This window comes from Streptomyces callyspongiae (genome assembly GCF_047200695.1).
Lineage (GTDB): Bacteria > Actinomycetota > Actinomycetes > Streptomycetales > Streptomycetaceae > Streptomyces.
In genome coordinates, this window is sequence record NZ_JBJZOM010000028.1 from 23990 (window position 1) to 35218 (window position 11229).

General features: G+C 65.8%; 6 protein-coding genes and 1 pseudogene. 2 read left to right on the plus strand and 5 right to left on the minus strand.

Going from position 1 to position 11229, the window contains the following annotated elements; genetic code table 11:
* Positions 1-143: 143 nt before the first annotated feature.
* Positions 144-368, minus strand: coding sequence for an STAS domain-containing protein (locus ACL06G_RS20905; protein WP_503167855.1), 225 nt, complete (start codon positions 366-368; stop codon positions 144-146).
* Between the two features lie 97 nt (positions 369-465).
* Here ACL06G_RS20905 and ACL06G_RS20910 point away from each other — a divergent pair, with 97 nt between their 5' ends.
* Entirely contained in the window at positions 466-1683 is a 1218-nt protein-coding gene (locus tag ACL06G_RS20910; RefSeq protein WP_412836493.1) for an ISAs1 family transposase, read from the plus strand.
* 4 nt (positions 1684-1687) lie between these two features.
* Here ACL06G_RS20910 and ACL06G_RS20915 read toward each other — a convergent pair whose 3' ends face one another.
* From ACL06G_RS20915 to ACL06G_RS20925, 3 genes and pseudogenes are all read right to left on the minus strand, one after another.
* Complete coding sequence (locus ACL06G_RS20915) at positions 1688-2002, minus strand: hypothetical protein (protein ID WP_412836494.1); 315 nt, start codon at positions 2000-2002, stop codon at positions 1688-1690.
* Between the two features lie 166 nt (positions 2003-2168).
* Positions 2169-3212 (minus strand): tryptophan--tRNA ligase, encoded by a 1044-nt coding sequence (gene trpS, locus ACL06G_RS20920; protein ID WP_412836498.1) that lies wholly within the window; start codon positions 3210-3212, stop codon positions 2169-2171.
* 364 nt (positions 3213-3576) lie between these two features.
* Positions 3577-3801, minus strand: a pseudogene (locus ACL06G_RS20925) (IS3 family transposase); the annotation flags it as partial.
* Positions 3802-3885: 84 nt separating this feature from the next.
* Here ACL06G_RS20925 and ACL06G_RS20930 point away from each other — a divergent pair.
* Entirely contained in the window at positions 3886-8487 is a 4602-nt protein-coding gene (locus ACL06G_RS20930; protein ID WP_412836495.1) for an RHS repeat domain-containing protein, read from the plus strand.
* Positions 8488-9138: 651 nt separating this feature from the next.
* On the opposite strand, the gene ACL06G_RS20935 is transcribed toward ACL06G_RS20930, so the two are convergent.
* Positions 9139-11229 (minus strand): helicase associated domain-containing protein (locus tag ACL06G_RS20935; protein ID WP_412836496.1); only part of this gene is annotated, 2091 nt, incomplete at its 5' end.

The following is an 11229-nucleotide window of genomic DNA, read 5'->3' on the forward strand; positions in this document are numbered from 1 at the left end:
GGAGTCATAACCCGCGGAGCCGCGGGCACACCTCGCGGATCCTTCCGATCGAGAGCCGCCAACGGAGTGCGAGATCCCGCGTTCTGCACCGGATATGTCACGTGCGCAGCCCGGGGCGAAGTGACCCCGGGGAGGCGGTGCACTCAATCAGGCGGCGCCACGAGCGGGCCGCGGAGCGTGGCCTCCCGCTGCGAGGCGTGGAACTCGTATGTCTGATCCAATCCGCTGATGTGGAAGATTCGCAGTATCAAGCCCGAGGCGGATGCGATACGTACCGAGCCCCCGTTCTCACGTACGCGCTTCGTGATCGCGATGATCACGCCCAGTCCCACCGAGTCCAGGAATGTCACGAAGCCCAGGTCCAGCACGAAGCAGGGCTTCGGCGTAGTGCACTGAAGCGGGTTTGATGACGAGACGTCACGTTGGTGGAGGGTGGGTACGAAGCAGGCACGAGTGTCCGTGATCATGGAGTTCTCTACGCTCTGTGACCTTGGGAAACTCGTGCCTGCGTCTGCATCCTTGCTCAACTGTCCTGCTCTTGACCAGCTCGGTGATCGCTCCGAGGCAGAGCCGGGCGAGTTGCCTGGCCTGCTCGAGCGCCTGGCTCAGGTTCCGGACCCACGTGATCCGCGTGGGGTGCGGCATCCGTTGGTGACCTTGTTGGGGCTGGCGGCGTGCGCGGTGCTGGCAGGCGCCAGATCGCTCCTGGCGGTCGGTGAATGGGTCGCCGATGCCCCGCCGGTTGTGCTGGAGAAGCTGGGTGCACGAGTCGATCCGCTCCTGCCGAAGCGTTCGTGGCCTGCGGAAACAACCATCCGTCGCCTCCTGGCGCGGGTGGACGCGGATGCGCTGGACCGGGCAGTCGGAGCCTGGCTCGCCGACCGGCAACATCACAAGACGGGGCTGCGCGGTCTTGCGGTGGACGGTAAGACTCTGCGGGGCGCCGGTCGCGCTGGTGGCCGCAGGATCCACCTCCTGGCCGCCTGCGACCACACCACCGGTCTGGTTCTCGGACAACTGGACGTGGGCGAGAAGACGAACGAGATCGCCTGCTTCCGGCCCCTGCCGGACACGATCGCGGACCTGTCCGACACCGTCGTGACCAGCGACGCCATGCACACACAACGCCACCACGCCACCTATCTCCTGAAACGAGGCGCCCACTACATCGTCCTCGTCAAGGGCAATCAGAAGAAGCTCCGCAAGCAGCTGAAGGGCCTTCCCTGGGGAGAGATTCCGCAGCTCGGACGAACACGGGAGACCGGTCACGGACGGAGCGAGGTGCGTCGGATCAAGGTCTGCACCGTGAACAACCTCCTCTTCCCCGGCGCCCAGCAGGCCGTCCAGATCCGGCGGCGGCGAGTCAACCGGAAGACGGGGAAGGTAAGCCACAAGACCGTCTACGCAGTCACAAGCCTGGCCTCCGACCAGGCCGGCCCCGCCGAGCTTGCCCGTATCGTCCGGGAGCACTGGAGAATCGAGGCCCTCCACCACATCCGCGACGTCACCTTCACCGAGGACGCCTCACAACTCCGTACCGGCAACTCACCTCGCGTCATGGCGACCTGGCGGAACCTGGCGATCGGAGCACTCCGAGCAGCGGGCACCCCCAGCATCGCTGCCGGTCTCCGCCGGGCAGGGCGGGACACCTCCCGCCCACTCGCCCTCTTCGGACTCACCTGACCAATCAGACACCCGAAGAGAACGCCGAAGCCCTGCGGGCGGACCCGTTGGCGCGGTCCTCCTTGACATCCAGCACACCATTGACGAGGTAGGCGGTGACCACGGCCATCCACCATGCGAGGCCGCCGGCGGCCAACTGCGTTGCATCCGCCAGATCCTGGGTGGAGAAGGCGGCGCCCACCGCGAACCGTATGAGGAACACGATCTGGACGACAGGCCGTGCCTCGACCAGGCTCAGACGAACGTAGCGGAGCCCGCGGCGAAGCGAGACACGAGGCCGCGATGCAGGGGTGCGAACTCTGCCGGAGATCACTGTCACGGCGTCAGAGTACGAGGATCGTGACGGCCCGGGCCGTGACTGCATCCAAGGGTGCATCCAGGCCCTCGGCATGATCGCGATCACCTGCCCCGGTGGACAGCAGGAACCGTGTGGTGAGACACCGCTTCCGCAGCGGGAGGACGGCGGTGTCTCACCGGCCGACACCTCAGTAGACGCTGTTCATGGCGGCACGCACCTCGGCGAGCGTGGCGTCGGCGACCGCCCGGGCCCGCTCGTTGCCCTCACGCAGCGTCTGCCGGAGGTAGCCGGTGTCCTCCGCGTACTCGGCCCGCAGGGCCCTGATCGGGGCCAGGTACTCGTTGACGGACTCGGTAACCGTCCTCTTCAGCGCGGCGGCCCCGGCGGAGCCGATCTCGGCGGCCACCTCCTCGGGGGTCCGGTTCTGGCAGAGCGCCGCCAGCAGGAGGAGCGACGACACCTCTGGGCGGGTGGCCGGGTCGTAGGTGATGTGGCGCTCGGAGTCGGTCTTGGCCCCCTTGAGTAGAAGGGCGGTCTCGTCGGCGTCGGCGGACAGCAGGATGGCATTGCCGCGGCTCTTGCTCATCTTGGTACCGTCCGTGCCCAGCAGCAGCGGTGCGCTCGACAGCAGGGCGTCGGGCTGGGGAAAGACGGCGGTACCGTTGCTGTAGCGCTCGTTGAAGCGGCGCGCGATAGTGCGGGTGATCTCCAGGTGAGGGAGCTGGTCCTGGCCGACCGGGACCAGATTGCCCTTGCAGAAGAGGATGTCGGCGGCCTGGTGGACGGGGTAGGTGAACATCAGGCCGCTGACGGCCGATTGGCGCGAGTGAGCGATCTCGTCCTTGACCGTGGGGTTGCGGTTCAGCTCGGAGACGGAGACGAGGCTGAGGAAGGGCAGCATCAGCTGGTTGAGGGCGGGCACGGCGCTGTGCGTGAAGATCGTGCTGCGGGCCGGGTCCACGCCGACGGCGAGGTAGTCCAGTACCAGGTTCTCCACGTGCTCGGTCAGGTTGTCCGCCACGTCGCGGTCGGTCAGGACCTGGTAGTCCGCGATGATCACGAACATCTCCACGCCGAGGTTCTGCAGACGTACGCGGTTGTGCAGCGTGCCGAAGTAGTGGCCCAGGTGCAGGCGACCGGTGGGGCGGTCGCCCGTCAACACCCGGAACTGTTTGGGGTTCTTGACGATCTCCTCCTCCAGTACCGCGTTGCGGGCCCGTACGGCGGACATGCCGAGCGTGTCGCCGGGGGTGCCGGAGGTGGTGGCGTCGGGGGAGATGGTCGGGGATGCGGTGTTCACAAGATCTCCTGGGGGTCGATGCCGCCGTGAGGATGGCACGATCCCTGGTCCAGGGGACACGGAAGGGCCGTCCATCCATCCGAACGGCCCTGTCATGCATTAGAGGCGGCCGCTCCTATGAGGAGCGCCACCAGCACAGAGATGACGACAGATGCATGGGCACACCATAACGACGGGCCGGCTCCCGGTCAGCCGGACTGCGTGCCCGGTACACCCTTGGTTGTAGTTTGGCCTGCTCCGGTACTCCTGGTTGGCATCGTGTGGGACTGATGCACGTATAGGTGACAGTCGGGTTTCATGCCGCGAGGGCGGCGGGCTTCATGGTGGTCTCGTACTCGATGGGGGTCAAACGGCCCAGGCCTAGTTGTCGGCGGCGCCGGTGGTAGGTCCGCTCGATCCACGTGACGATCGCGGTGCGGAGGTCTTGCCGGGTGGTCCAGGTTCGGTGGTCGAGGACGTTGTTCTGCAGCAGGGCGAAGAAGGACTCCATGACGCCCTTCTCGCGGTTGAGCGCGACGCGGACCACGTCGTCACGGAACTCTTGGGGATAGGGAACTGGCACGGCTACATCCTTCCAGGCCGCCCTACGGGCAAGCCAGGTCAGGTGTCACCCCACCGTGCAGCAGTCCCCTCGTACTTCTCACGCAAACGGCTGACCGGTATCACCACACAGACCAAGGACGGCGCCACCTTCAAGGATGTGGACTCCTGGACCTTCACCCAGGACTACCTCGACCCCGGGGACATCGGTGGCACGGACGACCAGGTGCTGGTGCTGAAGAAGATCCGGCGCATTGGCAAAGCCGGCTCCAAGTCCGACATCACGATGGACCCGGTGTCCTTCACCTACCGGATGCTGGAAAACCGCGTCGACGCAACCGACGACATCCTGCCCATCACCCGGCCCCGGCTCAGCACCATCACCACCGAGACCGGCGGACTCATCACCGTCACCTACTCGGCCCCCGAGTGCGTACGCAGCGAAGTGATCGACGCCCCCGAGGACACCAACACCCGCTCCTGCTACCCACAGTACTGGCACATCAACGGCGCTTCGGAAGCATCAGTGGACTGGTTCCACAAGTACCGCGTCCTCGCCGTGGTCACCACCGACCCCACCGGACTGGGTGAGACGATGGAGACCTCCTACACGTACCAGGGCGCGGCCTGGCACTACAGCGACTCACCTTTCACTCCGCAGGACGAGCGGACCTGGTCCGACTGGCGCGGGTACCGGAAGGTCACCACCTACACCGGTGCTGAAGGCACCAACCGGTCCAAGCACGTCACGCTCTACATGCAGGGCATGGACGGCGACAAGACCGAGACCGGAAGCCGCAACGTCACCGTCGACGGAGTGGACCTGGCCGGGCTCGACGTGCCGGACATCACCGACAGCGACCAGTACTCGGGCCGTGTCCGGCAGCAGATCACCTACAACGGAAGCACTCCCACAAAGGTCAAGGTCACCAGCCCGTGGTCGAAGGAGACGGCCCGCCAGAGCGTGCCCGGAGCCGGGGACCACGTTGCCCGTTTCGTCCGCGACAAGAAGACCGCCACGCACACCTACCTCACCGCAGACCAGTCCTGGCGCAGTCGGACGGTGACCACCTCCTACGACGACTACGGCATGGCCGTCGAGACCGGTGATACCGGTGAGGTCGGCAAGGGGGGCGACGAGAGCTGCACCCGTACCTGGTACGCCCGCAACCCCGGGGCCGGTATCACTCGCCTCGTCTCACGTGAGCTGACCGTCGCGCGGGGCTGCGGCACGGCCCTCACCGACGTCGACCTGCCCGCGGACTCCACACGGCGCGGCGAAGTCCTCTCCGACACTGCCACCGTCTACGACGATACCGAGGCCACCACCTGGACCTCGGACCAGAACCCAACCGTCGGCGAGGCCAGTTGGACCGGTCGTGCCACCGGCTACACCGCCGGCGCCCCATCCGGCTGGCAGACCATCACCACCACCGGCTACGACGCTCTCGGACGCGTCACCTCCATCACCGACGCCCAGGGCAACGAAAGCACCACTACGTTCACACCGGCAGGCAGCGGCCCACTCGAGCGCACAGTGGCTACCAACGCCCTCGGACACAACACGGTGGACTACTACGAGCCGCTCCGCGGAAGCGTGGTGCGCTCCTTCGATGAGGACCTGGAGGTGACCGAGAAGACTCACGATGCCCTCGGTCGTCTCACAAAGGTGTGGCTGCCCGGGCGAGGTACCAGCCAGCCAGCGCACTACACCTTCGGCTACCACCTCCACAACGACAAGCCGTCCTACGTCGCCAGCGGCCGCATCTCTGCAGATGGTGACACCTACCTCACCCGCTACACCATTTACGACTCACTGTTGCGCAAGCTGCAGACCCAGGCGCCCTCACCATCCGATCAGGGTGGGCGAATATTGACCGATACCCGCTACGACTCCCGAGGCCTCGCCTACGAGACCTACGCCGACATCTGGGACGACAGCTCCGAACCGAACGGCACATACACCCGAGCCCTGTACGGTGAGGCTCCCAAGCAGACGGCCACCACCTACGACGGTGCCGGCCGCGCCACCTCCAACACTCTGCTGGTTCTCGGGACAGAGAAGTGGTCCACGACCACGACCTACACCGGCAACTCCACGGCCACCACAGCGCGTGCCGGCGGAGAAGCCGAACGCACCATCACCGACGTCCGAGGCAACGTCGTCGAACGCCGCACCTACGCAGGGCAGCAGCCGACTGACCCGGACTTCGGCGGAGCGGCACCGGGCATCCCCTACAACTCGACGCGTTTCACCTACACGCTCGACGGCAAGGACGAGTCCGTCACCGGGCCCGACAACACCCAGTGGACCTACGGCTACGACCTCTTCGGCCGCCAGGTGACCACCACCGACCCGGACAAGGGCACAAGTACCAGTGCCTACGACAGCCTCGACCGAGCCATCAAATCCACCGACTCCCGCGGCGAATCAGTTCTGACCGAATACGACCCTCTCGGTCGCGTCACCGGTACCTGGGCAAACCAGAAGACGGATGAGAATCGCCTGACCGCTTTCACCTACGACACCGTCTCCAAAGGCAAGCTCACCACTTCCACCCGCTACCAGGAAGGGGCCGCCTACACCACCGAGGCACTTGCCTACGACACTCGCGGCCACCGCACACAGTGGGAACTCCACCTGCCGGCCAGCGACCCGCTGGTCCAGGCAGGTGCTTCCGAAACCTACGCCTTCGAAGCAGGCTACAACCCCCTCACCGGAGCTCTCGTCAATCAAGACCTGCCAGCCATGGGCGGACTTCCACAGGAGAGCCTGGGCTACACCTACTCCCATAAAGGAGTACTCAAAGAGATCCTGGGCAAGAACCACTACCTCACCAACGTCACCTACACACCCACCGGCATAGCCGATCAGCTCACGCTCGGCACACCCGAAACCGGTAATAAGGCCACCTATATTGAGCACCACTACGAGCGTGGCACCGATCGCCTTCTGCGCAGCGAAGTCAGGACCGATACGGACATCTCGCTCCAGGATCTGAACTACAGCTACGACCAGGCCGGCAATGTCACCTCGGTCACCGATCCGATCACTCTCGGCGGTCAGCAGGCAGCTGATACACAGTGCTTCGACTACGATGGACACCGTCGTCTGACTCACGCCTGGACGCCGGCCAGCGGCAACTGCGCCGATGCGCGTGACTCGGATGCGCTCGGAGGTCGGGCACCATACTGGAGCAGCTACACATACAACGATGCCGGCCAGCGCACCGGCGAAACCGACCACGTCACCGGAGGGAAGGACACCTACTGCTACACCGGCGCTCAGCCCCACACCCTCACCGGCACCAGCACAACAGCCGACTGCACGAGCCCCGACAATGCCTACACCTACGACCAGGCCGGGAACACCACAGGACGCCCCAGTCAGGCCCTGACCTGGAACACCGAAGGCAAACTCGCCCAGGTCACCGAAGGCGTCGTCGACACCAACTACCTCTACGACGCCTCAGGCAACCTCCTCATCCGCCACACCGAAGGCGGCGAACGCGTCCTCTACGCCGGCAGCACCGAACTGCACCTGCGCGCCGACGGTACGATGTGGGCCCAGCGCTACTACGGGACCCAGGACATGACCATCGCCGTCCGCAGCAACCACGACAACGCAAACGACCAGTCAGTCTCCTCTCTCGCCGGCGACAAACACCGCACGAGCACGATCGCTGTCGATGTCAGCGAAGAACAGTCCTTCGTCAAACGCGCCTTCACGCCATTCGGGGAACAACGTACCGAAGCCAGCATCGGCAACTGGGTCGACGACAAAGCCTTCATCGGCAAAACCCACGACAAAGCAACCGGCCTCACCCACATCGGCGCCCGCGAATACGACCCCACCACAGGCACCTTCCTCAGCGTCGACCCCCTCCTGGAAACCGACAAACCCCAAACCCTCAACGGCTACACCTACGGCGCCCAAAACCCCTACACCTACACCGACCCCACCGGCGAAGGCCTCGCCTGCGGCGGCCAAGGTTCCGACACCAAGTGCCCGGAGAACGGAGCGATCGATTCCTCCGGCAAAACCGGCAGCGACGGCATGCTCTCGATCACGAGCTACCCCACCGAAGACGGCATCGTAAACGTAGGCACTGTCCGAAACAGATTCGGCGACGTAATCAGCGTCACCACACACAAGCGGCCGTACACGAAACCAGCGGGTGATGGTGGAAAAGCGCAGAAGGAGGAGGCTGAAGAAGATTCGATTCTGGAAAGCATCTGGGACTCAACCGGCGGAAAGGTAGTCAGTGCTATAGCTGACGGAGCTGAAGCGACCTGGGAAGGGATCAAAGACGGCGCGAGATGGGTCTGGAATAACCGCGGGACCATCGTGAAGGTCGCCGCCGGGGCCGCGTTTGTTGCCTGCACCTTCTTCACGGCTGGCGTTTGTGCCGTAGTCGGAGGTGCGGCATTCGCCCTATCTGTCACAAATAGGGGAATTAGCTACGTGCGAGGTGAGTCCACCACGGCGGAGTTCGCTAGTGGTGTCGTCATGGACACCGTAGGGTGGAGAGTGCAAACGGTAAAGAACCTTCATATGTTCGGCAGTCGGCACACCAATTTCCTGCACGCAGTCAGTACTCGAAGAGGGCAGCAGCGCCTTTATCAGCAGAGCACAGTCCTAACGTGGGGGACACTCGGATGGTAGAGGAATTGACGACCCGCGCTGGAGAACGTGTGAGCGTGGCTCTCCCTGAATTGTCAGGAATAGACTACGCTATTCTTGCGTTGCCATTTCTCTTCCTCTTGTGGGATGCCTTGCGAAAAGCTGGTGAGCCGTGGTTCAGGTGGCTGTTGCCAATCGGATACGTCCTCATGGTGGCTGGCTTCCATGTGGGAGTAGCTGTGGTTGTCACAGGGTCGGTGATCATGGCCCTCGGGTTGGGGTTCACCAACTACTGGCGTTGGACCGGGAGAAATGCACTCAGGCGGCGTAACCGAGCATCCCGGGGCTCCAAGCCTCCTGTCTTCCGGCCGCCCAAGTGAACCGCCCCGGGTAGGTCGGATGCTCTAACAACGGCTAACACAATGAATTTGCTGAGGCGTCGGCTACAGGCTTCCTGGCTCGCCGTTGGCTACGAACCGTGTCAGGGATCGTTCGAGCAGCTCGAGAAACTGGCGCAGGTCATCAGCTACCCGGTCGAGCCGCCTCGCTTCCACCCACCCCACATCGTGCACGCAGAGCTAAACGGCCTATCGGCCATTCCGGTAATGGGCGCAACGTGACCCGGTAGCAAACCTCCAGGCCACAGGCATCAGCCTGGGCCGGCGAGCGCAGCCCGTTGCGGCTGGGCTGGACTCATCGCGCCCAGTGGAGTCCGAGTTCGGCGAGGGCTTGGCGTCGGGCGGGGGCGAGTTGGGTGCGTCTGGTCTTCTGGTTGGTGAGCCATACCCCTAGCCGCACAGCCACAGGGGCGCTGTTCTCGTCGTCGGGGTGCAGCAGCTCCTCGTGGGCCCTGGGTACCTTCAGGTGGCCTTCCCTGTGCAGGTATTGCTGTGCGGCTGCCAGGCCGCGCCCGAACGTGTCCAGGCGGTGCAGGCCGGGCACCGCAGCCGGCGCCTCGTTGCCCACCACGCCGTCCCCGGCCGCCGTCGCGGGCGCCGCGCTGGCCTCGCCCGCCGGCGCGGGGGCCGTGATGCCGAGCTGTTCCAGCAACTCCCGTTGTCCGGCTACCAGCTGCGCCCACCCGGCCGGTGAGGTCTGCTGCTGGAGCCAGGTGCCGACATCGATCCCGTGCACCCTCACCCCGGGCGGCACGTCCGGCACACCGTCTTCGCCCTCCAACAGGTAGGCGAGGGCGGCATACCGGCGCTGCCACGACACCGCCCATTCCGGGTTCCAGTACTCGTCAATTCCCCGGAGCACGGATTCCCGCTCCTTCGTCACCGCCATGACGCCCTTCCGAAGGTTTTCCAGCCATTGTCCGACGGCGAATCCATCGATGACCGCGTCACGCGGCGCGCACAGGGTGCCGAATTCCGCGTGAAACGCGCGGGCCGCGACAATCCCATTCTGGAATCGGGCGTCGGCCACGTCCCAGATCATGCCCAGCTCGTCCAGCAGCTGGTAGCGGTGCGGTCTCAGCACCCCGTCGGTGAAGGCGCGGCGCTGCTCGCTGACCCATGGCCCGACCGGATACTCCTCGCGCCTGTCGCCATCGTCGTCTGTGGGGCTGTCGAGGCGGATGACGGCGCCGGTCGGAACCTGCGCATGACCCTGCCGCTCCACCCACTCCCGGAACGCCTCATACCCCTGTAGCCAGACCTCGCTGTCGGGCTGGATCACCCGCGTACGCAGCCACCGCGTAATGACGGCCGGATCCCGCGGCCGCGTGAACCGCAGCAACGGCACCCCCACACCGCCCCCCGCCGCCTCACCCTTCACCTGGCCGTCTCGCTCCCTCTGACCCCGCTCTCCGGCCCCCTGCTGCTCCCCGGCGCGCCCCCCGCCTTCACTCCGCTGCTCCTTGCCGCCCTCCGGTCCCCGCTCCTCCTGCCCGCCTGCGCCCCGCTGCTCCTGGTCCCACCCGAGCTCGTCCTGCTGCTCCTGGTCGTGTTCGGCGGCCCCGCCATCGCGGTGGCCGGCCTCGGTGGGTTCCGGACCGTGCGGGTCGAATTCGAGGACCGCCGTCGGTTCGCCGGAGGCGGTGCGAGTGGCGAGCATGACCCGCTGCACGATCCGCTCGTCGTGCGCCCGCAGGCCTTGCAGTACCTGGATCAGGGGCCGGTAGGCGCCAGAGGTCATCATGGCGTCGGGGTGTTCGCCGGGGGTGAGGTAGATGGGGACGATGATGCGGGCGACTTTGCCTTCGCCGGGTTCCTGCCGTAGGGCGCGGCCGAGGATTTGCACGATCTGGACGGGAGAGGACCGTGCGTCGGCGAGGACGACGCCGTCGACGCCGGCCCGGCCGCGGATGTCCACCCCTTCGGCGAGGACCTGGCAGGAGGCCAGGACCTGTACGTCTGCGACCCACCCGTCCTCGGTCACCCCGTCCGCGAACCGGGACAGCACCTCCCGCCGATACACCGCCGGGTGCTCCCCGGACAGCCATTCCGACCCCACCCGCGCCGGATACCGCGCCGGGTCGCCGGCGTGCAGCTCGGCGGCCGTCCCGGGCAGGGACCGCGCCATCGCCATGGCGGCCAGCGTGGTGGAGTGGAAGGTGAGCAGGGACCGGCCACCGACGTCGTCCAGGTGCGTGAGCAGCGCGGCCTGCAGCGCGGCCAGGCGCCGCCCCCGCACTTCCTCAGCCTCTGCCTCCGGGCCGGGTGCCTGAGGATCGGTGATCTCCAGCACGTCGATCTCCCACCGCGCCAGCAACCCCCGCTCCACGGCCTCCATCAACTCCAGCTCGAACAGCACCGGCCCATACAGCAACTGATCGTCCAT